This is a genomic window from Clostridium sp. Marseille-P299, from assembly GCF_900078195.1.
Taxonomy (GTDB): domain Bacteria; phylum Bacillota; class Clostridia; order Lachnospirales; family Lachnospiraceae; genus Lachnoclostridium.
The window spans coordinates 209,653-234,615 of record NZ_FJVE01000006.1 but is presented as its reverse complement, the minus strand read 5'-3'; the positions used below and the strand labels follow the sequence as shown (position 1 = coordinate 234,615).

Annotated in this window: 19 protein-coding genes and 1 riboswitch; of the genes, 17 read left to right on the top strand and 2 right to left on the bottom strand. The window is 33.1% G+C overall.

Translation table 11 applies throughout. The annotated features are described in order from the left end of the window. The first annotated feature begins 71 nt into the window (after positions 1-71). Together purF and purB are read left to right on the top strand one after the other, a co-directional pair. Positions 72-1,508, top strand: a complete 1,437-nt coding sequence (gene purF / locus BN4220_RS05010) for an amidophosphoribosyltransferase (protein ID WP_082812120.1) — start codon at positions 72-74, stop codon at positions 1,506-1,508. Positions 1,509-1,625: 117 nt separating this feature from the next. Further along, the gene (gene purB, locus BN4220_RS05005; RefSeq protein ID WP_066714353.1) at positions 1,626-3,059 is read left to right on the top strand and encodes an adenylosuccinate lyase; all 1,434 of its coding nucleotides are present in this window, start codon (positions 1,626-1,628) and stop codon (positions 3,057-3,059) included. A gap of 138 nt (positions 3,060-3,197) precedes the next feature. On the opposite strand, the gene BN4220_RS05000 is transcribed toward purB, so the two are convergent. Continuing rightward, positions 3,198-3,653 carry a YaiI/YqxD family protein gene (locus BN4220_RS05000; protein ID WP_066714351.1) on the bottom strand — a complete coding sequence of 152 codons (456 nt, stop codon included), beginning with the start codon at positions 3,651-3,653 and terminating at the stop codon, positions 3,198-3,200. Between the two features lie 496 nt (positions 3,654-4,149). Here BN4220_RS05000 and BN4220_RS04995 point away from each other — a divergent pair, with 496 nt between their 5' ends. From BN4220_RS04995 to BN4220_RS04975, 5 genes are all read left to right on the top strand, one after another. Beyond that, positions 4,150-5,520, top strand: a complete 1,371-nt coding sequence (locus tag BN4220_RS04995) for an aldehyde dehydrogenase (RefSeq protein WP_066714349.1) — start codon at positions 4,150-4,152, stop codon at positions 5,518-5,520. 21 nt (positions 5,521-5,541) lie between these two features. Further along, a complete protein-coding gene (locus tag BN4220_RS04990; RefSeq protein ID WP_347477049.1) occupies positions 5,542-6,429 on the top strand; it encodes a LysR family transcriptional regulator in 888 nt (295 codons plus the stop codon). Between the two features lie 68 nt (positions 6,430-6,497). Then, positions 6,498-7,913 carry an aminopeptidase gene (locus BN4220_RS04985; RefSeq protein WP_066714344.1) on the top strand — a complete coding sequence of 472 codons (1,416 nt, stop codon included), beginning with the start codon at positions 6,498-6,500 and terminating at the stop codon, positions 7,911-7,913. 123 nt (positions 7,914-8,036) lie between these two features. Next, positions 8,037-8,468: a dUTP diphosphatase gene (locus tag BN4220_RS04980; protein ID WP_066714342.1), complete on the top strand. Its 432-nt coding sequence runs from the start codon at positions 8,037-8,039 to the stop codon at positions 8,466-8,468. Positions 8,469-8,699: 231 nt separating this feature from the next. Beyond that, on the top strand, positions 8,700-9,974 hold the full coding sequence (locus BN4220_RS04975; RefSeq protein ID WP_066714340.1) for an adenylosuccinate synthase: 1,275 nt from the start codon (positions 8,700-8,702) through the stop codon (positions 9,972-9,974). A gap of 157 nt (positions 9,975-10,131) precedes the next feature. Here the strand turns inward: BN4220_RS04975 and BN4220_RS04970 are convergent, their stop codons facing one another. Continuing rightward, positions 10,132-11,172 carry an FAD:protein FMN transferase gene (locus tag BN4220_RS04970; RefSeq protein ID WP_066714339.1) on the bottom strand — a complete coding sequence of 347 codons (1,041 nt, stop codon included), beginning with the start codon at positions 11,170-11,172 and terminating at the stop codon, positions 10,132-10,134. Positions 11,173-11,607: 435 nt separating this feature from the next. Here BN4220_RS04970 and BN4220_RS04965 point away from each other — a divergent pair, with 435 nt between their 5' ends. The 10 genes from BN4220_RS04965 to BN4220_RS04920 all read left to right on the top strand — a co-directional run bounded on the left by BN4220_RS04965 (position 11,608) and on the right by BN4220_RS04920 (position 24,251). Further along, positions 11,608-13,740: an FMN-binding protein gene (locus BN4220_RS04965; RefSeq protein ID WP_066714336.1), complete on the top strand. Its 2,133-nt coding sequence runs from the start codon at positions 11,608-11,610 to the stop codon at positions 13,738-13,740. A gap of 485 nt (positions 13,741-14,225) precedes the next feature. Beyond that, on the top strand, positions 14,226-15,566 hold the full coding sequence (locus BN4220_RS04960; protein WP_066714334.1) for a condensation domain-containing protein: 1,341 nt from the start codon (positions 14,226-14,228) through the stop codon (positions 15,564-15,566). 129 nt (positions 15,567-15,695) lie between these two features. Continuing rightward, complete coding sequence (locus BN4220_RS04955) at positions 15,696-17,057, top strand: methyl-accepting chemotaxis protein (protein ID WP_066714332.1); 1,362 nt, start codon at positions 15,696-15,698, stop codon at positions 17,055-17,057. 523 nt (positions 17,058-17,580) lie between these two features. Continuing rightward, positions 17,581-18,618: a methyl-accepting chemotaxis protein gene (locus BN4220_RS04950; RefSeq protein ID WP_066714330.1), complete on the top strand. Its 1,038-nt coding sequence runs from the start codon at positions 17,581-17,583 to the stop codon at positions 18,616-18,618. A gap of 18 nt (positions 18,619-18,636) precedes the next feature. Continuing rightward, positions 18,637-18,939 carry a hypothetical protein gene (locus BN4220_RS04945; protein ID WP_066714327.1) on the top strand — a complete coding sequence of 101 codons (303 nt, stop codon included), beginning with the start codon at positions 18,637-18,639 and terminating at the stop codon, positions 18,937-18,939. Between the two features lie 375 nt (positions 18,940-19,314). Then, positions 19,315-19,821, top strand: a complete 507-nt coding sequence (gene ilvN / locus BN4220_RS04940) for an acetolactate synthase small subunit (protein WP_066714325.1) — start codon at positions 19,315-19,317, stop codon at positions 19,819-19,821. Positions 19,822-19,900: 79 nt separating this feature from the next. Continuing rightward, positions 19,901-20,911: a ketol-acid reductoisomerase gene (gene ilvC, locus BN4220_RS04935; RefSeq protein WP_066714324.1), complete on the top strand. Its 1,011-nt coding sequence runs from the start codon at positions 19,901-19,903 to the stop codon at positions 20,909-20,911. 234 nt (positions 20,912-21,145) lie between these two features. Then, complete coding sequence (locus tag BN4220_RS04930; RefSeq protein ID WP_066714323.1) at positions 21,146-22,528, top strand: MATE family efflux transporter; 1,383 nt, start codon at positions 21,146-21,148, stop codon at positions 22,526-22,528. 62 nt (positions 22,529-22,590) lie between these two features. Beyond that, entirely contained in the window at positions 22,591-22,932 is a 342-nt protein-coding gene (locus BN4220_RS04925) for a DUF134 domain-containing protein (RefSeq protein WP_066714322.1), read from the top strand. A gap of 56 nt (positions 22,933-22,988) precedes the next feature. Beyond that, positions 22,989-24,251 (top strand): P-loop NTPase, encoded by a 1,263-nt coding sequence (locus BN4220_RS04920; protein ID WP_082812114.1) that lies wholly within the window; start codon positions 22,989-22,991, stop codon positions 24,249-24,251. A 190-nt stretch (positions 24,252-24,441) separates the two neighbouring features. After that, positions 24,442-24,598: riboswitch (M-box (ykoK) riboswitch) on the top strand. Positions 24,599-24,963 lie beyond the last annotated feature (365 nt).

Below are 24,963 nucleotides of genomic sequence, written 5' to 3'. Positions count from 1 at the left end.
CAAACGAATATTAATTTAGTCTGAGGCAACCTTTTGTAGTTAATGGATAGTGACTTAGAAAGGAAATGACCATGACGACTAGAATCAGTGAATATATACCAGATGAATTACATGAAGAATGTGGTGTCTTTGGCATCTATGATTTGGATGGAGAGGACGTTGCATCCTCTATTTATTATGGACTATTTGCTTTGCAACATAGAGGACAAGAAAGCTGTGGTATTGCCGTTAGCGATACATTTGGGCCAAAAGGAAAAGTGCAGTCAGTAAAAGGTATGGGACTTGTAAATGAAGTCTTTACAACTGAAGGAATTGAAGGCTTGCATGGTAACATTGGTGTTGGCCATGTACGTTACTCAACAGCTGGTGCAAGTAATATTGCAAATACGCAACCTCTTGTGTTAAACTATGTAAAGGGTACTTTAGCACTAGCCCATAATGGTAATCTTATTAATGCTTTAGAGTTAAGAGAAGAGTTAGAATATACAGGAGCAATATTTCAAACAACAATAGATTCAGAGGTAATTGCATATCATATTGCTAGACAGCGTTTGAATACTAAATCGGTAGAAGAAGCTGTAATTAATGCAATGGTAAAATTAAAAGGTGCGTACTCCCTTATTGTTATGAGTCCACGTAAGTTAATTGGAGCGAGAGATCCTTTTGGTTTTCACCCTTTATGCATAGGAAAGAGAGATAATGCTTATATCTTAGCATCAGAAACTTGTGCACTTGATGCAGTGGATGCAGAATTTGTTAGAGATGTAGAACCAGGAGAAGTAGTGACAATTACTCCAAATGGTATTTTCTCGAATAAAAGTTTATGCCAGGATAAAATAGCTCCTTGTATTTTTGAATATATTTATTTTGCTAGACCAGATACTCATTTTGATGGAATCAGTGTTTATAATTCAAGAATTATGGCAGGAAGAATACTAGCACAGACAGATCCTGTGGAAGCAGATTTGGTTGTTGGAGTTCCTGACTCGGGAAATGCCGCTGCCATGGGTTATGCCAAAGAATCAGGTATTCCATATGGAACTGCCTTTGTTAAGAATAGTTATGTCGGACGTACTTTTATTAAGCCAAAACAATCCATGCGTGAGTCTAGCGTACGTATTAAACTAAATGTCTTAACGGAAGAAGTAAGAGGAAAACGCATCGTTATGATCGATGATTCCATTGTTCGTGGAACAACTAGTGCAAGAATAGTAAGTATGCTAAAAGCAGCTGGTGCAAAAGAGGTTCATGTACGTATCTCTTCACCACCATTTTTACACCCTTGTTATTTCGGTACAGATGTCCCTTCCGATGAGCAATTAATTGCACATAATAATACTGTGGAACAAATCTGTGAAATTATTGGGGCAGATTCCTTAGCTTACTTATCCATTGACCGTTTAAGTGAATTAATTGGTGGTAGAAAAGGATATTGTGATGCTTGTTTTACAGGAAATTATCCAATTGAACCACCAGAAGAAGATATCCGTGGAGAATACGAGAAATAAATGGGTATAATTTAATGTCAAAACTATTAATTCTAAGTATTGGCATTCTAATTTTAAATAATATCACAAGATAAGCTGATTTCTAGCTAGATATAAATAAAGAAAGGTTAGGTTTTTATGAGTCAAGATAAATACGTTAGTCCGTTATCAGAACGTTATGCAAGCAAGGAAATGCAATACATTTTCTCTCCAGATATGAAATTTAGAACATGGAGAAGACTTTGGATTGCGTTAGCTGAGGCAGAACATGAATTAGGCTTACCAATTACTATGGAGCAAATTGAGGAATTAAAGGCTCACAAAGACGACATTAATTATGACGTGGCAAAAGAAAGAGAAGCCTTAGTTCGTCATGATGTTATGTCTCATGTTTATGCTTATGGTGTTCAATGCCCAAATGCGAAAGGTATCATTCATCTTGGAGCAACTTCTTGTTACGTTGGAGATAATACTGATATTATTGTCATGACGGAAGCTTTAAAACTTGTTAAGAAAAAGCTTATCAATGTAATGGATGAACTTTCTAAGTTTGCTTTAAAATATAAAGCATTACCAACCCTTGCATTTACTCATTTTCAGCCAGCACAGCCAACAACTGTTGGTAAAAGAGCAAGTCTTTGGTTAATGGAATTAAAATTAGATTTAGAAGATTTGGATCATGTAATTGAAAATATGAAATTATTAGGCTCAAAAGGTACTACTGGTACTCAGGCAAGCTTTTTAGAACTTTTTGATGGTGATCATGAAAAAATCAAGGATTTAGATAAACGAATTGCTAAGAAAATGGGATTTGCAGAATGTTTCCCTGTTTCAGGTCAGACATATTCTAGAAAAGTGGATACTAGAGTATTAAATGTATTAGCAGGTATTGCAGCAAGTGCTCATAAGTTTTCCAATGATATTCGCTTGTTACAGCATTTAAAGGAAATTGAAGAACCATTTGAAAAAAATCAGATTGGATCTTCTGCAATGGCATATAAGCGCAATCCGATGCGTAGTGAAAGAATAGCATCTCTTGCACGCTATGTAATGGTAGATGCGCTTAATCCTGCCATGACTTCATCCACTCAGTGGTTTGAACGTACTTTAGATGACTCTGCCAATAAGAGACTTAGTGTACCAGAAGCATTTTTAGCCATTGATGGTATTCTTGATTTATATTTAAACGTAGTAGATGGCTTAGTTGTATATCCGAAAGTTATTGAAAAACGACTTATGGCAGAACTTCCATTTATGGCAACTGAAAATATTATGATGGATGCTGTAAAGGCTGGTGGAGATCGTCAAGAACTTCATGAAAGAATCCGTACATTAAGTATGGAAGCTGGACGTAATGTAAAAGAACGTGGTCTTGAGAATAACTTACTTGAATTAATAGCAGCTGATCCAGCGTTTAATTTAAGTTTAGAAGAGTTAAAAGAAACGATGGATCCATCAAAATATACAGGTAGAGCAGAGCAACAAACAGAGGAATTTATTGCGGAGGTAATACAGCCAATCCTTGATTCTAATAAAGAAATCCTTGGAATGAAAGCTGAAATTACGGTATAAGAATAATTATAAATAATAATTATAATATAATAATTAAGGTACAAAATATATTATAGAGTAATAATTATGGTAATAATAATTTCAGTATAAAATAAATTAAAGTATAAAATAAATCACATTATAAAACAAATCACAGTATTATTTTAGATTTAATAAATCAAAAATTAATTTTCGAAACATCGTTTCAAAGCGCATATCATCATTTGATGTGCGCTTTTTTGGACCCTTCATATGGGAACCATGCTTGCCTGATTTGCGATTTACACTTGCTAAATGGCGTTCAAATAGCATACGATCAATTGTTTCATTGGTGTAAATCATACCACCTTGGTGAATGGCATTGGCTCCTTTAGATAACGCCATTGCAGCAACACCGTAATCACCTGTGACAACGACATCTCCTTTTTTAGCACGATTCATAAGTGCAAAGTCAACAGCATCAGGGGCTTTGCTAACGGTGACAATCTCACTATATTCTGAATACAACTCATGACTTGTATCAATAAACATTGTAACAGGAATTTGATATTCCTTTGCAACTTTTTCAATTATTTTTTTAACCGGACAAGCATCCGCATCAACTAAAATTTTCAATACATATCCTTTCTAAATAGATAACTTTTCAGGGATGGAAAGATTCTAACGAGTGTAAGAGTATTGCATGGTTTTGTAGGTCATACTTTATGTAATATAAGTACTATTATAAAATTAAATTATTACATTATATGTTTTACAATTGAAAAATCATACATACTATTTACACATTAACTTTTATCCCTCTATTAGTAGTTATCTCATTATCCCTAGTTTTTTTTCACTAAATATAGTATAATGTAGTTTATCAGAACAAACAAGGTTTGTTCTGATAAAAAGGGGCGTACTTTGCCCCGTGCATCGCAACGAAAAGAAGCGAAGCGTATTTGAGATAGTTTATCAGAACAAACAAGGTTTGTTCTGATAAAAAGGGGCGTACTTTGCCCCGTGCATCGCAGCGAAAAGAAGCGAAGCGTATTTGAGATAGTTTATCAGAACTAACAAGGTTAGTTCTGATAAAAAGAAGTGTGGCGACGAAGTGTGATAGGAGCTTTATATGACAATTCATGAAATAGTAAACAATCAAAGAACTTTTTTCAAGACAGGAAAGACAAAGAATGTATATTATCGAATTTACGCGTTGAAAAAACTGCAAAATGAGATTAAGAAAAGTGAAAAGGATATTCTTGCTGCTTTAAAAAAGGATTTAAATAAATCTGATTTTGAAGGCTATATGACTGAAATTGGTATGGTACTAGATGAATTGAACTATTGTATAAAGCATGCAGAAGCTTGGGCAAAACCAAAAAATGTGTTAACACCCCTTGCTCAATTTCCATCTAGAAGCTTTGTGGTATCTGAGCCTTATGGTGTAGTACTTATTATGGCTCCATGGAATTATCCATTTCAACTATGTATCGAACCTTTAATTGGAGCAATTGTAGCTGGTAATTGTGCAATATTAAAACCTTCTGCATATGCTAAATATACTTCAGAAATAATTGCAAAAATTATAAAGCGTTGTTTTACAGAAGATTATGTTACAGTTATTCAAGGCGGTAGAAAAGAAAATGAAGATTTGTTAAAAGAACGATTTGATTATATTTTCTTTACTGGCGGTACTGAAGTTGGGAAGATAGTTATGGAGGCAGCAGCAAAACATATAACACCTATTTCATTAGAATTAGGTGGAAAAAGCCCTTGTATTGTAGACGCTAGTGCAGATATTAAACTTGCAGCAAAAAGAGTAGCATTTGGAAAGTTCTTAAATGCTGGTCAGACTTGTGTAGCACCGGATTATTTATTTATTCATAAAAGTGTTAAGGATAAGTTTGTGTTGTACGTCAAACAATATGTTAGGGAATTCTTTGGTGAGAATCCGATTGAAAATGAAAATCTACCAAAGATAATAAATAAAAAACACTATAATCGCTTAATAAATTTGATGGAAAATGAAGAAGTATTAATGGGTGGTATTGGAGATGAGTTAGCAGAAAAAATCGCTCCCACATTATTAGATCATATAACTTCAGAATCAAAAATCATGCAAGAAGAGATATTTGGCCCTATTTTACCAATTCTAGAATTTGATAAAATAGACGAAGTTATCAATTATATAGTAAGTAATGAAAAACCACTAGCTTGTTATTTATTCTCCACTGAGGATAAGATTATAAATCGTTTCTTAAACGAAGTTTCGTTTGGCGGTGGATGTATCAATGATACGATTATACATTTGGCTACATCCCACATGGGATTTGGTGGCGTTGGTATGAGCGGTATGGGAAGTTACCATGGATATGAGAGCTTCCGTACTTTTAGTCATAGAAAGAGTATTGTTAAAAAAGCAAATTGGTTAGATATACCGTTACGATATCACCCATATACAGATATGAAATTAAAGTTAATTCGTAAGTTTCTAAAATAAAAGGAAAGGTAACGAGTTATCATGGTGAATCTTGAATATTACCGAATCTTTTATTACGTTGCGAAGAATAGTAGTATTACAGCAGCTGCAAAAGAACTTTGTATTTCACAACCAGCAGTAAGTCAAACATTAAAACTCTTAGAACAAAGTTTATCTGTTTCTTTATTTGCAAGAACCCAAAAGGGCGTGAAACTTACAAAAGAAGGAGAAGTTTTATATTCCTATGTGAAACGTGGTTATGAGACTATGTTACAAGGAGAAACTTTGGTTTATAAGATGCTTAATTTAGACTATGGGGAAATACGAATCGGTGCATCGGATATGACATTACAGTATTATCTTTTACCGTATTTAGAACGATTTCATGAAAAGCATCCTAAAATCAAGGTGATAGTAACAAATGGACCAACGCCAGAAACTCTAGAATATCTTAGAGAAGGAAAAATTGATTTTGGAATCGTTAGTGAACCACTTATTAATAGCGAGGATTTAGAAATTAAAAAGGTAAAGGAAATACAAGATGTTTTTGTAGCGGGTAGCCAATTTTTACAGTATAAAGACAAAGTTTTGTCCTTAAAAGAATTGGAGAATCAGCCAATTATTTGCTTGGAACAAAATACGAGTACAAGAAGATATGTTAATATGTTCCTAGATGAAAACAATGTTGTTTTGACACCGGAATTTGAATTAGCAACCAGTAACATGATTGTACAATTTGCGTTACGTAATTTGGGCATAGGACTCGTTGTAAAATCATTTGCGATGGAATATTTAACAACAGGAGAATTATTTGAATTACAGCTTAATCCACCAATACCAAAGCGTCATTTTTGTATTGTTAAGGATAATAAGCAAAATTTATCGAGTGCAGCAATGAGTCTTTTAAAGATGATTGATTGTATAGAATAAGTTAAAATAGGAAGATTCTTATGGATTTTTCGTTTTAACGAATGTTAATAAAGAAAGGATGAAAGATTATGGCAGAAAAATTAAACACATCAAGCACAGAATCTAATAAAACAACAGAAACAAACAAGAATGCTTGGTTAAAGTATACGGATGAACAATTAAAAGAAGTTATGGAGTTAAATGAAGGATATAAGAAATTTATCTCTGATTGTAAAACTGAAAGAGAATGTGCTTTAGAAGTAATTCGTCAGGCAAAAGAACAAGGATATAAGGATTTAATGGAGGTAACTTCCTTAAAACCTGGTGATAAAGTTTACTACAACAATATGGATAAGGCAGTTGCATTATTCTTAATTGGTAGTGAGCCACTGGAAGCTGGTATGAAATTATTAGGAGCTCATATTGACTCACCACGTATTGATATCAAGCAAGTTCCTTTATATGAAGATACAGAATTAGCTTTATTAGATACTCACTATTATGGTGGTATTAAGAAATATCAATGGGTTACATTACCTTTAGCAATTCACGGTGTAGTAGTTAAAAAAGATGGTACAAAGGTTAATGTTGTAATTGGTGAAGATGACAATGATCCAGTAGTTGGTATCACTGATTTATTAATTCATTTATCTGCAGACCAAATGGATAAAAAAGCAGCAAAAGTTATTGAAGGTGAAGATCTAAATGTATTATTTGGAAGTATGCCTTTAAAAGGTGCAGAAAAAGAAGCAGTGAAAGCAAATATCTTAAAATTAATCAAAGAAAAATATGATTTTGAAGAAGCAGATTTTATTTCAGCGGAACTTGAAGTGGTACCTGCTGGTAAGGCAAGAGATTTTGGTTTTGATCGAAGCATGGTAATGGGATATGGACAGGATGATAGAGTTTGCTCTTATACATCTATGAAAGCATTATTTAACTTAACAAGTATCGATCGTACTGCTGTTTGCTTATTAGTTGATAAAGAAGAAGTTGGAAGTATCGGTGCTACTGGAATGCATTCAAAATTCTTTGAAAATGCAGTTGCAGAATTAATGGATCGTCTTGGTCAATATTCTGAATTAAAACTAAGAAGAGCATTACAAAATTCTCATATGTTATCTTCTGACGTTAGTGCAGCATTTGATCCAAATTATCCATCTGTAATGGAAAAGAAAAATTCAGCTTACTTTGGTAGAGGTATTGTATTTAATAAATACACTGGTGCTAGAGGAAAATCTGGTTGTAACGATGCAAATCCTGAATATATGGCAGCACTTCGTGCAGCAATGGAAAAACACGGTGTAAATTATCAAACATCTGAACTTGGTAAAGTAGACCAAGGTGGCGGTGGTACTATCGCTTATATCATGGCACAATACAATATGCAAGTAATTGATAGTGGCGTTGCTGTATTAAACATGCATGCTCCTTGGGAAATTACAAGCAAGGCTGATATTTATGAAGCTGTTTGTGGTTATGAAGCATTCTTGAAGGAAATGTAAAATAACTTAGAGAATGGCTCAATACAATGAATTTATATGTGAGTTCCTAATTCTATTTTAGCGTTTCGATTAACATTAGGAATCTCACATATAAAAATTAAATTATAAGAAATGGGTATTAAGATGAACATACGTATTAAGTATCTTAGTGATAAAATAGATAAGCTTGAATATATTGATGGAAAATCTGATTGGATTGACTTAAGAGCTGCGGAAAGAGTAGAGTTAAAAGCATTTGAGTTTAAGTTAATTCCATTAGGAATTGCAATGGAATTACCAAAAGGCTATGAAGCACATATTGTACCAAGAAGCAGTACTTTTAAAAATTTTGGTGTCATTCAAACAAATTCTACTGGAATCGTAGATGAATCTTATTGTGGAGACAATGACCAATGGTTTTTCCCAGCCTTTGCTTTAAGAGATACCGTAATTGAGGTGAATGATAGAATTTGTCAATTTCGCATTATGGAACATCAACCACAGATAACATTTACCAATGTTGAAGTACTTGGTAATACAGATCGTGGTGGTATTGGAAGCACTGGTAAGCAATAAAAGTTTTATCTTGTATAATTAAACTTGTATTAACGTCATAAGTTTTGATTATGGAGAACATAAATAATATTGATTATACTTATGTTCAAAAATCATGTATAATACAAAAGTAATAGGGCATTGTAGCAATAACTGTTACAATGCCATTTGTATTTGTTGAATATTTTTTTAAAAACAGATGCATTTTACTAAAATAGGACGATACAAGAAAATGCAAGGAGGATTATCATTATGGTAAAAGCAATTGTAGGAGCAAACTGGGGAGACGAAGGTAAGGGTAAAATTACTGACATGTTAGGACAAGAATCAGATATTATTGTCCGTTATCAAGGAGGTAGTAACGCAGGTCATACCATCATAAATAAGTATGGTAAATTTGCACTTCATTTATTGCCATCTGGTGTATTTTACGACCATACAACATGCGTCATCGGTAATGGTGTAGCACTTAATATTCCTTATTTATTTAATGAAATAAAATCAATTGTTGACCGTGGTGTTCCAATGCCTAAAATATTAGTATCCGATCGTGCTCAAATTATGATGCCTTATCATATTTTATTTGATCAATATGAAGAAGAACGTTTGGGTGGTAAATCATTTGGTTCTACAAAATCTGGTATAGCACCATTTTACTCAGATAAATATGCAAAAATCGGATTTCAGGTTTCTGAATTATTTGATGAAGTTTCACTAAGAGAAAAAGTGGAACGAGTATGTGAAATGAAAAATGTTTTACTTGAGCATATGTATCATAAACCTCTACTTGATGTGAATGAAATATACGAAACCTTATTATCTTATAAGGAAATGGTAAAACCTTATGTTGCAGATGTATCTAAATTCTTACATGATGCAATCAAAGAAGGAAAGAACATTTTATTAGAGGGACAATTAGGAGCACTTAAAGACCCAGACTTTGGTATCTATCCAATGGTTACTTCCTCCTCTACACTTGCAGCATATGGTGCGATTGGAGCAGGTATTCCTCCTTATGAAATAAAAGAAGTTGTAACAGTAGTAAAAGCATACTCCTCTGCAGTTGGAGCTGGTGAATTCGTCAGCGAAATCTTTGGAGAAGAAGCAGATGAATTAAGACGCCGTGGTGGAGATGGCGGAGAATTTGGTGCTACAACAGGAAGACCAAGACGTATGGGATGGTTTGATGCAGTTGCTTCTCGTTATGGTTGTAGAATGCAAGGTGCAACAGAAGTTGCTTTAACAGTACTTGATGTTTTAGGTTATCTTGATGAAATTCCAGTTTGCGTAGGTTATGACATTGATGGTGAAGTTACGAAAGACTTCCCAACTACTGTACAACTTGCAAAAGCAAAACCTGTATATGTTACTTTACCAGGATGGAAGAGTGATATTCGCGGAATTACAAAATACGAAGACTTACCAGAAAATTGCCGTAAGTACATCGAATTCATTGAAAAAGAACTTGAAGTGCCTATCACTATGGTTTCTAATGGTCCTGGAAGAGATGAAATCATCCGTAAATAAGGCATTTTCATAAAGTAGCTAGGGTTTTACACCTGAATCCTAAACTATAATAAATGTATTTTTATATAATTCATAAAAAGTGCTCTTGCATAGAAAGTGATATAAAAATCACGTTCGATAGCAAGAGCACTTTTTTGATTTATTATGTTTTCTATGATTATTCTTCAATCAAATTAATATTATCTAAAAATCCCTCGGAATAATGCAATTTATAATCATCTGTAATAAATATTGCATAGGTATCTTCTATTGAATTGATTAGCTCCATACCATCTTCTAATCCTAATGCAAAAACAGTGGTGCTAAGAGCATCACCATCAACGGAAAGTGGAGATATTATTGTGACAGATATTAAATTGTTATCGATTGGATATCCAGTTTTCGGATTTAATATATGGTGATACGTAATTCCATCCTCTACAAAGTATCGTTCATAAATTCCAGATGAAACGACAGAAACGTCACTTAGCTGCATAATAGCAATTGTTTCTTGGCGGTCTGCAAATGGTTTTTGGATTCCTATGTTAAATGGGCTACCATCTGGTTTACTTCCAACACATAGTACATTTCCACCTAAATTAATCATTGCACTTTTTACGCCTTTTTCTAATAGAAGATCTTTTATTCGGTCTGCGATATAACCTTTTGCAATGGCTCCTAAATCAATTCCCATACCTTCTTCTTTAAAGGTTATTGTTTGTCCTTCTAGAATTACGTTTTCATAATTTACGTGTTTCACAGCTTCTTCAATAGCTTCTGTTGCTGGGCGTTTTGTTGAAGTTCCAAAATTCCAAAGAGAAGAGAGAGGTTCAATTGCAATATCAAACAAGCCGTTTGAAATCTTACCATATTCTAATCCCTTTTTTATTAAATCAGCAGTAGTTTCTGATAATTGATAAGGAGTAGTACCTGATTCATTTAATTTAGCAATTTCACTTGTTGCTATTGTACGGCTTAACTGCTCTTCATAGTCATCACAAAGATCAAAACATGCATCAATAATACTCATATCATCACTATCATAAAGGGTAATGGTGATGGCTGTGTTTAATTTTATAGATGTTTTAGTAATAGGTGTTTGACTCGTGTTCTTCGAATCATCATTCTTTGCTTTGCTGCAAGATACTAAAAATAGAATGCACATACAAAAGGAAAGGAAAAAATAAATCCTCTTTTTATTTTTTAATGTCTTTTTCATAAAATCCTCCAAGGTTATTTATCGCGTGATTATAAAAAGTTTTAAGTTGTTTTACACAATAGTAGATTAATTGTAAGGGAATCGGATATACCTGTCAAGGAATTGGCATCGAAAATACGCTATTCTTAAGAAAAAAACATTCATTTTATGAATGTTTTTTAAAACGAGTTTATATATAAAAATTTATTGATAAAAAAATATCAATAATTAGTAAAATATAGTTAAAAAAACTTATAAAAACTACATAAAATGTAAAAAGAATATTAGTATAAATTTTAAAGTTTAGAAAATCCAATATTTAAAGGCTTTACGAATTGATAAAGTCATGTTATTATAAAATTGAAAAGAAAAAAATAGTTTTTATTGTTAATATCGTGACGTACTATTACGGACATATGAAAAAATAATTAACTAATTGTGTGGAGGAACGAGGAAATGAGAAAGCAAAAAAGATGGATTGGCGTAACTGCAATTACTGGAGTTACAATAGTTGCATTGACGGCTAGTGTTATTATTAAAAAGAACTTAACGAATGATGTAAATGAAGTAATAAACATTACAGAGGAAGGAACCAACCTTGGAATTAAGCAAATCGAAGTAGTAACTGATAAGGATGGTAATGTTTCAGGCTATAAGGTAAATGTTGAAACAAAGGGATTTGGTACTGATCCAATCGTTATGGCAGTTAGTTTTAATGCAACCGCAGATGAAGTAACTGGGCTTGAAATTATCTCTCATTCAGAAACAGATGGTTATGGCGCTAGGATAACAGAAGATGCATTTTTAAGTCAATTTACAGGTTTAAAACTTCCAGTATATATTGATGGAATGAACGTTGGAACTGAAAAGGAACCAGACAAAGCGGAAGAGGTAGAGACTAATACCAATAACAATGAAGCTACTCAATTAGTTGATGGAACATATGAAGTAAAAGCAAAAGAAGCAAGCAATGGCTGGACTAGTCAGGTAAGTTTAACGGTTGCTGGTGGAGTAATCACAGACGTTGTTTGGGATGCCGTGAACGAAGCTGGTGAGAAGAAATCCGTACAATCCATGAATGGTCAGTACGTAATGACAGACAATGGACCAACATGGGCAGAACAAGCAGAAGCTTTAGCTGCTTATGTAATTGAGAATCAGACAGTAGATACACTTAATTTATTAGATGGCGGGAAAACAGATACCGTAGCAAGTGTAAGTATTTCAATTACTGAATTCGTAGATGGTGTAAAAGAATGTTTAGAATTAGCTTCTGGCAAAGCAAAACCAGCTACGGTTGTTCTAAACGATGGAACTTATGAGGTTAAAGCAAAAGAAGCAAGCAATGGCTGGACTAGTCAGGTAAGCTTAACGGTTGCTGGTGGAGTAATCACAGACGTTGTTTGGGATGCAGTGAATGAAGCTGGTGAGAAGAAATCTGTACAGTCTATGAATGGTCAGTACGTAATGACAGATAATGGACCAACATGGGCAGAACAAGCAGAAGCCTTAGCAGCTTATGTAATCGAGAACCAAACAGTAGATACACTTAATTTATTAGATGGTGGAAAAACAGATACTGTAGCAAGTGTAAGTATTTCAATTACCGAATTCGTAGATGGTGTAAAGGAATGTCTTGACTTAGCATCTGGAAAAACAAAACCAGTTGATGTTGCCTTAAAAGATGGAACATATGAAGTAAAAGCAAAAGAAGCAAGCAATGGCTGGACTAGTCAGGTAAGCTTAACGGTTGCTGGTGGAGTAATTACAGACGTTGTTTGGGATGCAGTGAATGAAGCTGGTGAGAAAAAATCCGTACAGTCTATGAATGGTCAGTATGTAATGACAGACAATGGACCAACATGGGCAGAACAAGCAGAAGCCTTAGCAGCTTATGTAATCGAAAACCAAACAGTTGATACACTTAATTTATTAGATGGTGGAAAAACAGATACCGTAGCAAGTGTAAGTATTTCAATTACCGAATTCGTAGATGGTGTAAAAGAATGTTTAGAATTAGCTTCTGGAACAACAGCACAAACATTATCTTTAAAGGACGGAACTTATGATGCTGTTGGAAAAGAAGATCATGGATGGACGAGTGAAGTTAGTGTAACTGTAAAAGATGGTAAGATTACGAATGTTGTTTGGGACAGTGTTGATGCTAATGGAAATAAAAAGTCAGTACAATCCATGAATGGTGAGTATGTAATGACAGACAATGGACCAACATGGGCAGAACAAGCAGAAGCTTTAGCAGCTTATGTAATTGAAAATCAAAGTCTATCTGGAATTACTTTAAATGAAGAAGGTAAGACAGATGCAGTAGCAAGTGTAAGTATTGCAATTACGGATTTTGTTGATTTGGTTGGAAACTGCTTAGAACAAGCATCTGGAACAGCTGTAGATACAGTTGTTACTGATGAAAAAGAAGATAATAAGAGTGAAGAGAGCAATGAGGACAGTAAAGAAGAAACAACTGATGGAACAAAAGTAGATGCGGTGTCTGGAGCTACTATTTCAACGAAAGCAGTTCTTACTGGTATTAATAATGCTTTTGAGTATCTTCAAAGAACAGTAGTTAAATAATTAGGAATAATAATAAGAATCCTATCATAAAAGGATAATTTAATCCCAGAATAAAAAGTTATTGTGAGATAGTATTAAGTAATTAGACTATTTTACAATAACTTTTTTTGTTGTTATTTTTGCATTTTGTGTATTTTGATAGCAAATATATATGAATATGTGAAGTTAGTATTTGTAAATTTCAGACATTAATAGATAAAATCGTAAATTTTAAAATAAAAAATGTATATTGAAGTAATATTACTTTTTTGTTATACTATTTTTTGGACAATTGGTAAAATATAGTAGAGAGGGAGGATAAAGCTAATAAAATAGAATTGATTATAAAGGGATAAGTTAGAAATATGCAGATATATGTAAGGATTATAGTGGGGGATGGCAATTCATATATATAAAAATTTCTATGCTATTTTATTAGAGGAAAAGAGTAGAGTACAAAGGTTATAAAAATACGGAGGAGTAACTAATTAATTAGGAGGCATAAGATGAGAAAAAGACATGAAGGGTTATTAGTAGAAAGAAATTTTTATAGGGCAACGAGTACGCATTTAGTAGTAAAGGGAACGATTGTAGGGGAGTTTAACTTAACAAAATTTGAAAAAGCTGTGGATGAATTAAGAAGAGTACATCCTATGTTACGAAGTATAATCGAGGTTGATTCTAATAGTCAACTTTCATTCGTCTACAAAGAGGAAATTAAATTTCCTGTGTATTATATGGATAAAGTGGATGATAATCAGTGGATTGACATAGTAAAGGAAGAAGATAATAAACCATTTCGTGCTGCTGAAATGACTCCGATTCGATTTTTTGTATTAATGGGACATAAGGAATTTGAATTAATTATGATAGGACATCATTTATTGGGAGATGGATTGTCCTACGCATACTTATTCCAAGATTTATTAGAAATATATTGTAATGAGAAAAAATTAGAAGTAGTGGAGTCAAAATTAATTACTTCGTATAAAGATTTGCCAGAAGAGAGCAAACTGGATAAAGAATATGTGGAACATATTAAAGCTTTAAATGAAGAGTGGAGTAAGGAAAGAAAAATATTTACAGATGATGAATATGAAGAAATCTTTGCATTATACCACGAACAACATTATATCGATGTTATGGTTTTAAAAATAGAGAATGAAGAATACCATGAATTAAAACGTAAATGCAATGAAAATCATGTAACGGTAAACACACTTATTACAACAGTATTTTTAAAAGCATTAAAGGAATTAACAGAGCATGAATCTGAAAATGTTACAGTGGCAATGAATATTCGTGATAAAATCAATATTAATCCAGGAAGATGTGTTGGAAACTATGCTTCATCTTTTACACCGAATTTTTACTATAATGATAAAATGGACTTTTGGGAAAATGCAAGACAATTTGGAGACATTATAAGGGAGTATGTAAATGATCCTAAGCAAACACTTCTAGTTCCACAGTTGTTTTGTCAACTTGATAATAGTGTCATAGATGCTTTATCATTTGCTTCCATGGGTAAATATCTATCTCCAATACTTTTAAAGGCAGCAGCTTTACTAGCACCATTAGCTGGGGGAGAAGGAATATCTCTTTCAAACTTAGGGGCGCTTAGTATAGATTTATCAGATAGTAATTATGAGTTAAAGAATTTTGTTTATATGCCGCACTCATCACTTAAATACGATAAAACATTAGGTGTGGCAACTATGAACGATACTTTGATGATAAGTATTCTTTATAAAGAATATTTTATTCCGAAAGATAAAATGGAAACAATTAAAAATAGAGTAGAAGATATATTTAAAGAATTCTCACAAACACTTTGCTTAGTATAGCAAAATAAAAAATTTTAATATCGAAATTATCTGCTTGTAATAATTATCTTAATATATATAATGAATAAGGTACATTAAATTAATTAAGGTATGAAAAATACTATAACAGATAAAATCCGGAGGTGGATTATGCGAAAGAGCATAGCAATTAAAATTCTATCATTAGTAATAATATTAACTGGTTTTGGAGTACTTGCCAATATAACGAACTATGCAAATTTAGGCCGTTTTTATCAAGTTGCGTCAGAACAACTTGGTAGTACAGATGCACAAAGTGTTGAAACTGCCAGACAATCTTTAGATGAAATCTATGCAAATATAAAATTAACGAATATCAATGGTATTGTTATTATGTTGTTTATAGGGATAGTATCTATTGTAATTACACTGGTAACGGTTATATCGCCTACAAAGAAGGCAACGAAAGATTTACATAATATATTAGATGGTATTGAACAAGAGCATGGAGATTTAACCAAGAGAATTCCTATCAAGACTAAAGATGAAGTTGGACAATTAGTGATTGGTATTAATACATTTCTTGATACCTTACAAAGAACTATGAAACATATGATTATGAATTCTCATCAGTTAAATACAAGTGTAACTAACGTAGTTACCAATATTAATGCAGTGAATGGGAATTCCTATGAAATATCGTCCACTATGCAACAACTAGCGGCTAGTATGGAGGAAGTAACTGCTACTATTTCTACAATGTTAGAAAATATTGATGTTCTTGATACGGGTGTTAGTGATATAGCAGAAAGCACCAAAAGTATGGCAAACTATGTTGGTGAAATGAAGATAAGAGCCAACGAGATGAAGGACACTGCACAGCAGAATAAAGAATCATCCAATCGAATTGTTCAAGAAATTGGAGTTACGCTACAAGATGCGATTGAACATAGTAGACAAGTAACTCGAATTGATGAATTAACGAAAGAAATTCTTGATATCTCCAATCAAACAAACCTATTAGCATTAAATGCATCAATCGAGGCAGCTAGAGCAGGAGAAGCAGGAAAAGGTTTCGCTGTTGTTGCAGAGGAAATTAGAAAGTTAGCAGATAACAGCCGAGCAACTGCTACAAATATCCAAGATATTAGTGGTTTAGTTATGGATGCAGTAGCAAAACTTATGGATAGCTCAGAGCATGTATTACAATATATTCAGACGACGATTTTAACGGATTATGAAAAGAATGTATATATAGGTAAGAAATATCTTGATGACTCAATTTACATTGATGAGGTTATGGATAATTTCCTTGGCAAAACAAAAGATTTAAAAGAATTGCTTGGTAGTATGATTCAATCATTCCAAGGGGTTGCGGGGGCTATTGACGAGAGTGCCATTGGTGTAAGTAACGCAGCAGATAGTACATCAAATCTTGTGTTACGTATGAATGATATAAGTAATGAAATGGAACTGAATAAGGAAATCGTAACAAGTTTAAATAAGGAAGCAGATAAGTTTAGAACGGTATAGAAAAGACAAGATAAGATCACATAAGTGAATACAACATTTGAGTATAGTAAGATAAGACAATGTAAGATAAGAGGCTATCAGGTAGATGGTCTCTTATTTTTTCTGTGTAAATTCAATCGGTAAACTCAATCAGTAAGTTTAATCAGTAATTCAATCAGTAAATTCAATCGGTAAATTCAATCAGTAAGCTTAATCAGTAAATTCAATCGGTAAACTCAATCAGTAATGTTATTCAATAAATTTAATCAGTAAATCAAATAGTTGACTTATATGATTAATTCAAACAGTAAGTTTAAACATCATAAATACTGAATAATAATTGCAATAAATACATGAAAAGCAAAAATAAGCATAAAAATGTTAACAAATAATTTATTATCTGACAAGATTCGACAAAATAATAGCAAATATTATAAAAATCATACTTATTATCACTTGAATTTCTTTCCAGTTACTATATAATTATATTTTGGAGTTATATAGTAAAAAATTATAAGGGATGGATAAAATCCGGAGGTGGAGTATGAAGAGAAGCATTGCAACAAAAATTTTAGTAGTAGTAGCAGTGCTAACAATATTTTCATTGTTAGCGAACTTAACCAATTATTTATACTTAAATCAAGTATTTGAGATTTCATTGAATGGGCTTGGCAATACGAGTTTGGACAGTATTGCAAAAACTAAACAGGAAATAAATGAACTTGCTCTCAGAGTTAAAAGTGCTAATCTATATGGAGCAATTTTTATGTTATTACTTGGTCTAATGGCTGGAATTATTACATTTGTTTCAGTGATATCGCCTACAAGAAAAGCGACCAAAGAATTAAATAAGATTATTGATGAAATTAATCAAGAAAAAGGGGATTTGGATAAACGTATCACCGTAAAAACCAAAGATGAGGTTGGAAATTTAGCAATAGGAATTAATACTTTTTTAAATACCCTACAAAGAATTTTAAAGCATATGATTAGTAATTCTCAACGATTGCACACCAGTGTTACAAATGTAGTATCAAATATAGATGAGGTCAATGAAAATTCCTACGATATTTCTTCTACAATGCAGCAACTTGCTGCTAGCATGGAAGAGGTTACAGCTTCAATTACAGTAATGCTTGAAAATGCATCATTTTTAGATAATGATGTGATTGATATGACAGAGAGTGCAAATCATATCGTAGCTTATGTTGACGAAATGAAAATAAGAGCAAATGAGATGAAGGATTCTGCGGAGGAAAATAAAGAATCGACTAGAAACATGGTGAACAAAATTGGTACTTCATTACATGATGCAATTGAAGATAGTAAACAAGTAGTTCAAATTGATGAATTGACAAAGGATATTCTTGATATATCCAATCAAACCAATCTACTTGCTTTAAATGCTTCAATTGAGGCTGCTAGAGCAGGAGAAGCAGGTAAAGGTTTTGCTGTTGTTGCTGATGAGATACGTCAATTAGCGGATAATAGTAGAGCAACAGCAACAAATATACAAGATATCAGCGGTAAGGTCTTAGGTGCAGTGAAAAAGCTAATGGATAGTTCAGAACAGGTTCTTTAGTATATACAAACTACAATTATGAATGATTATGATAAGAATGTAAGTACTGGAAGTCAATATAATGAAGATGCAATATTTATTCATAAGCAAATGGACGGATTTTTGAATAAGACTAAAAATTTAAAAGATATGATAGAACAGATGATTGGTTCCTTTAAAGGAGTTGCCACTGCCATTGATGAGAGTACAGTTGGAGTTAATAATGTTGCGGATAATACCTCGAATCTTGTATTACGTATGAATGACATAAGTAATGACATGAAAACCAATGAGGAGATTGTAAAGAATTTAGATTTATCCAGTCGATTTAGCAATATTTAAAAGATAGGTAAGGAAAATAGGGGACAATATAGGAAACAATATAGGAAACAATATAGCTAAGATCATAGCTAAAAGACATAATCTAGACTGTTTTAAAATAGAGTTGAATAAGATCTATTTTATAGCAGTCTAAAATTTTAATCCATTGCGATATTAAAAAAAATCAAGAACATAGAATTATTTTACAAAAAATTCGATTATCTGATTAATAAATATCCTTGACAAATAAAATTGAAGTTGTTAAAATACTTAGTAACGTTAAAACAGTAAAGTGCAAAAGAATTGTGTTTTCAAGGGTTTGAAGCATTTTTACATAAATTTTGCGTTATGCTAAACCAATATCTACTGAGTATTCATACGAGGGAGGAGAATCTTATGAGAAAGATGGTTTTATCATTATTAGTTGATAACACAGCAGGTGTGTTAAGCCGTGTCGCAGGATTGTTTAGCCGAAGAGGATATAACATTGATAGCTTAACGGTTGGAGAAACGGAGAAGCCTCAGTTTTCAAGAATGACAGTGGTGGTTAGTGGTGATGATCAGATTCTTGAGCAGATTAGAAATCAGCTTCAGAAGTTAGAAGATGTAGTGGAAATTAATGAATTAGAGACAGATGAATCTGTATGTAGAGAACTTGTTTTGGTTAAGGTTCATGCAACGACAAAGGAGCGTCAAGCCGTCATTTCAGTAGCAGACATATTCCGAGCAAAAATTGTTGACGTAGCTCCTGAATCTTTAATGATTGAATTAACAGGAAATCAAGCAAAAGTAGATGCTTTTATTAAACTATTAGATGGCTTTCAAATACTTGAATTTGTTCGTACTGGAATAACAGGTTTAGTACGAGGCTCTGGAGATATTGCAGAGTTTATAGAAGAATAATTAATTTTGTATATCAGCCCCCTTGATTTTTCAAGGAACCGGTAGAATATAAATAAATACATATTTAGGAGGAATAAAAATGGCAAAGATTTATTATCAAGATGATTGTAACCTATCCTTATTAGAAGGTAAAACAGTAGCTGTTATTGGATATGGTAGTCAAGGACATGCGCATGCACTTAACATGAAGGAATCAGGAGTTCATGTCATTATTGGTTTATACCAAGGAAGCAAGTCTTGGGCAAAAGCAGAAGCAGCAGGATTTGAAGTTTATACAGCAGCAGAAGCAGCGAAGAAAGCAGATATCATCATGATTTTAATCAATGATGAAAAACAAGCTAAAATGTATAAAGAATCCATCGAGCCAAATCTAGAGGCAGGAAACGCATTAATGTTTGCACATGGTTTTGCAATTCATTTTGGACAAATCATTCCTCCAGCAGATGTTGACGTATTAATGATTGCACCTAAGGGACCTGGACATACAGTTAGAAGTCAGTATGAAGAAGGTCAAGGTGTTCCTTGTCTTATCGCAGTACATCAAGATGCTACAGGAAAAGCACATGACCTTGGTCTTGCATATTCACTTGCAATTGGTGGAGCAAGAGCTGGTGTACTAGAAACAACATTTAGAGAAGAAACTGAAACTGACCTTTTCGGTGAGCAAGCAGTTCTTTGCGGTGGTGTTACACAACTTATGAAGTGTGGATTTGAAGTATTAGTTGAAGCTGGATATGAACCTGAAAGTGCATATTTTGAATGTATTCATGAAATGAAGTTAATCGTTGACTTAATCAATGAAAGTGGATTTGCAGGTATGAGATATTCTATCTCTAATACAGCAGAATACGGTGATTACATAACAGGACCTAAGATTATTACTGAAGATACTAAGAATGCAATGCGTCAAGTATTAAAGGATATTCAAGAAGGTGTATTTGCAAGAAATTGGCTTCTTGAAAATCAAATCGGATGTACTAATTTCCTTGCTAAGAGAAGAATTGAAGCAGATCATCAACTTGAAAAAGTTGGAGAAGAACTTCGTGGTTTAATGAGCTGGACTAAGAAAAAGAAATTAATTGAAAACTAATTCAATAAGAATTTATTAAAAGTAGTAGAGTATTTGGTGAAATTATTATCCAATACTCTACTATTTTTTATGTAAGAAATTATTTTGTTCCTTTATGCAAAACGAGACTTTACTTCGTTTTTTCTTTTGTCTGTTTAAATTTCTTTATTTGGAAATGAAAAGCTTGTATATAACTTTAAAAAATGCAAATTGTATTCAGTAATATGAATTAATTTTTTTGGAAGGATAACAAGCATGAAAGATTTAAAGGGTCATGATATGACAAATGGAAGTCCGATGAAATTAATGGTGCATTTCTCGATTCCTTTATTAATAGGTAATATATTTCAACAATTATATAGTATGGTCGATACAATGATTGTTGGTAGATTTATGAATGCAAAGGCACTTGCAGCTGTTGGAACAACAGGGCCGCTTAATTTTTTAGTTATAGGATTTATCACGGGTATTACTGGTGGTTTTGCGGTTGTTGTTGCACAAAGATACGGTGCAAGGGATGAAAAGGGAGTTAGAAAATCAGTAGCAACATCAACTATATTATGTGTGGCAATCACTATAATAATCACTTTATTATCCGTTTTCACAACGATGCCTTTGTTAAAATTAATTAATACACCAGACGATATTATTAAGGATGCGTATAATTATATCGTCGTGATTTACTGGGGTATTGCAGCTACGGTACTCTATAATATGCTTGCGTGCATTTTAAGAGCATTGGGGGATAGTAAGACACCGCTTTATTTTTTAATCGTTTCATCTATTTTAAACATTGCGCTTGATTTATTATTTATAATTGTATTTCATATGGGTGTGGCTGGAGCTGCTTGGGCCACAGTTATTTCACAGGCGGTTTCAGGTATCTTATGCTTTTTTTATACAAAGAGAAAATACTCTATCTTACATCTAACGCGGGAAGATTTTAAGATGGATTGGAAGTTTGCGTGGAAACATCTAAGGATAGGTTTACCAATGGCGTTTCAATTTTCTGTAACTGCAATTGGAATTGTTGTTTTACAAGGAGCACTAAATTTGTTTGGTTCCGTAAAGATAGCGGCCTATACAGCAGCTTCAAAAGTGGAACAATTGGTCATGCAACCAGCCATAACCTTTGGAGTAACCATGGCTAATTATGCAGGTCAGAATCTAGGAGCAAATCGAATTGATCGTATCAAAGAGGGTGTGGAAAAATGTACAAATTTATCTTTAATCTTTTGTGCATTAGCCATCTTTGTTATGAATGTGTTTGGAGAGCCTTTGTGTAATCTCTTTTTATCAGAAAGAGACCCTGAAATCATTAATGCAGCGATGCTATATCTTAGAACTTGCTCTTATTTCTTTGCATTTGTAAGTATGATTTTTGTATATCGAAATGTATTACAAGGAATTGGAAGAAGTTTTATGCCCTTATTGGCTGGAGTTTTTGAACTTGTTGTAAGAAGTGTAGTAGCTTATACATTACCAAATCTTATTGGATATCTTGGTATTTGTTTTGCTGGACCACTTGCTTGGGTTGGAGCAGCTGTTCCACTTGGAATTACGTATTTTATTGTAATGAAAAAAATGATGAAGGAATATGTAAGAACTTCTGGTACGAAACTTGACAAATCAACATGAAGTTGTATAATTTAATTGTGCATTTGCACATAATATATAATAGTATTGGAGGGGGGCTGTCGATGTCTAGAAATGCGAAGTGTAGAAGGATTTGCGCTGAGTTTGAGAATAAAAATTTTTATTCCGAAGCTGGAATTGAAAATTACATCACAATTAATGTGGATGAGCTAGAGGCAATGCGTTTGTGCGATTTCGAAGGACTAGATCAAGAAGAGGCGGCAACGAGAATGCAGATTTCTCGTGGAACATTCCAACGTATATTATATTCTGGTAGAAAAAAATCAACGCAGGCGTTATGCACTGGCAGTAGTGTTTTGATTGAAGGCGGAAATTACGAGGTAGCAAAGGCTCCTTGTGATAGATCTCCAATCTGTAAATGCTGTATGTATTCCATGCCAGAGTAATTTATCTATAATTAATTAAGGACATAATTGCCCTATAAATAAAAAGGAGAAATATTATGAGTGAAGAAGTATATCAACAAGAAAGTAGCTGTTCCCATGACTGTTCAAGTTGTGCATCCAGCTGTGGTTCCAAACAACCATCCAAAGAAGATTTCTTAGTACCAATGAATCAATATAGCCGTGTACGCAAGGTAATAGGCGTTGTAAGTGGTAAGGGCGGAGTAGGTAAGTCCTTTGTTACTTCTTATTTATCCGTACTTTTAAATCGTAAAGGTTATAAAACTGCAATATTAGATGCGGATGTTACTGGACCATCCATTCCTAAGGCATTTGGTATACATAAATTAGCCGAAGCAAATGAACTTGGTCTTTTACCTGAAATTACAAAAAATGGTATTGAGTTAATGTCTGTTAACTTATTACTTGAAAATGAAGAGACTCCAGTTGTATGGAGAGGCCCTGTAATTGCTAGTACAGTAAAACAATTTTGGTCAGAAGTTGTTTGGGGCGATGTAGATTATATGTTTGTGGATATGCCTCCAGGAACTGGTGATGTGCCACTAACTGTATTCCAATCTCTACCACTTGATGGTATTATTGTTTTAACAAGCCCACAAGAATTAGTTTCTATGATTGTTGGTAAAGCTGTTAATATGGCAAAAGAAATGAATATACCTATTTTAGGACTTGTAGAAAACTATAGTTACATCGAATGTGGAAATTGTAAAGAACGTATCTCAGTGTTTGGTAAGAGTCATATTGATGAGATTTCAAAGAAATATGGAATCCCTGTACTTGCTAAGTTACCAATTGACCCATCCATTGCAGAAGCAATTGACGGTGGAAATGTTGAAGATTTACAAGGCTCTTGGCTTGATGAAGCAGCAGATACAATCGCTAAAATACTACCTGTGGAAACAGCAAAGAAGAGCGAATATGTTAAAATTGCTGTTGCTTCAACAGAAGCTGGTAATGTAAGTGAACATTTTGGTCATTGCGAAAACTTTACAGTTTATGAATTAGAAGGCGATAATCTTCTAAATAGAGAGGTTATTAAAAATACAGGCTCTGGACATGAAGAAGTTGCAAACCTTATGAAAGAATTAGGCGTTAATGTTGTGATCTGTGGTGGAATTGGTGCACCAGCAATGAGTCTATTAATGGAATATGGTATTTTAGTAGTTCCAGGTATGCAAGGAGATGTTGATATCGCAGCAGCAGCTTATTTAGATGGAGCCGTTTATAATGGTGAAATGGATTCCGATTGTGATTCTGGTGCATGTAGCAGTTGTGCTGGAAATTGCGGTAAGCGTTTCTAATTAGAATGTTAAAATAAAATGATTTCTCCGACAAAACACTACTTTATTTGTTGGTGTATATTTAAACATGTAGAAAGACTTATGCTTTGTTTTCATTTGATAGATGATTTCATTGCATAAGTCTTCTTATTTTTAATATATAAAATCTTTGTTCTTGACAAACGAATAGGAACATAGTAGACTAACATAGAATTTACTTCGGTAGGTGAGGCTACCGAAGGGATACGGATTGCTACCGCGAAATAATGGAGACACTATTAGTTGGTTAGCAGGTTATGTCGCTTCAAGGCATAATCTAATGCAATTTCATTGCCCTTCGATGCTAAAGCTTGGACGGTGGGTAATACTACAGGATTGTTTAAACGAAATCATAGATTTTTATGAGAAAGAATAATACCTATCACTGTCTTAACGAATGTATAGATGCAATAAATCGCAATCTATTAGAGTTAAATCGGTGATATTTTTTTTGCTTAATTCGTTCAAAATGAAGTAAAATAAGAATGATATATAGAAAATATAAATCGATACTGTAAAATACAAACTGATATATATAGAATATATAAGTCGATAAAGTAAAAACGAAATGATATATATAGTTCAAATCGATAGATAAAGTACAATTATTTTAATAATAAGTAGAAAAATGAAATTTTAAAACAGAATATAGATAGAGTTATTAAGTTAGTAATTTAAATGAAGTTCAATAAAA

Coding starts and splice junctions, on each gene's coding strand:
- purF (WP_082812120.1), top strand. CDS start 72: ATGACGACTAGAATCAGTGAATATATACCAGATGAATTACATGAAGAA.
- BN4220_RS04985 (WP_066714344.1), top strand. CDS start 6,498: ATGGCAGAAAAATTAAACACATCAAGCACAGAATCTAATAAAACAACA.
- BN4220_RS04990 (WP_347477049.1), top strand. CDS start 5,542: ATGGTGAATCTTGAATATTACCGAATCTTTTATTACGTTGCGAAGAAT.
- BN4220_RS04995 (WP_066714349.1), top strand. CDS start 4,150: ATGACAATTCATGAAATAGTAAACAATCAAAGAACTTTTTTCAAGACA.
- BN4220_RS04960 (WP_066714334.1), top strand. CDS start 14,226: ATGAGAAAAAGACATGAAGGGTTATTAGTAGAAAGAAATTTTTATAGG.
- BN4220_RS04930 (WP_066714323.1), top strand. CDS start 21,146: ATGAAAGATTTAAAGGGTCATGATATGACAAATGGAAGTCCGATGAAA.
- ilvC (WP_066714324.1), top strand. CDS start 19,901: ATGGCAAAGATTTATTATCAAGATGATTGTAACCTATCCTTATTAGAA.
- BN4220_RS04925 (WP_066714322.1), top strand. CDS start 22,591: ATGTCTAGAAATGCGAAGTGTAGAAGGATTTGCGCTGAGTTTGAGAAT.
- BN4220_RS04980 (WP_066714342.1), top strand. CDS start 8,037: ATGAACATACGTATTAAGTATCTTAGTGATAAAATAGATAAGCTTGAA.
- BN4220_RS04920 (WP_082812114.1), top strand. CDS start 22,989: ATGAGTGAAGAAGTATATCAACAAGAAAGTAGCTGTTCCCATGACTGT.
- BN4220_RS04955 (WP_066714332.1), top strand. CDS start 15,696: ATGCGAAAGAGCATAGCAATTAAAATTCTATCATTAGTAATAATATTA.
- BN4220_RS04950 (WP_066714330.1), top strand. CDS start 17,581: ATGAAGAGAAGCATTGCAACAAAAATTTTAGTAGTAGTAGCAGTGCTA.
- BN4220_RS04945 (WP_066714327.1), top strand. CDS start 18,637: ATGAATGATTATGATAAGAATGTAAGTACTGGAAGTCAATATAATGAA.
- purB (WP_066714353.1), top strand. CDS start 1,626: ATGAGTCAAGATAAATACGTTAGTCCGTTATCAGAACGTTATGCAAGC.
- BN4220_RS04975 (WP_066714340.1), top strand. CDS start 8,700: ATGGTAAAAGCAATTGTAGGAGCAAACTGGGGAGACGAAGGTAAGGGT.
- ilvN (WP_066714325.1), top strand. CDS start 19,315: ATGAGAAAGATGGTTTTATCATTATTAGTTGATAACACAGCAGGTGTG.
- BN4220_RS04970 (WP_066714339.1), bottom strand. CDS start 11,172: ATGAAAAAGACATTAAAAAATAAAAAGAGGATTTATTTTTTCCTTTCC.
- BN4220_RS04965 (WP_066714336.1), top strand. CDS start 11,608: ATGAGAAAGCAAAAAAGATGGATTGGCGTAACTGCAATTACTGGAGTT.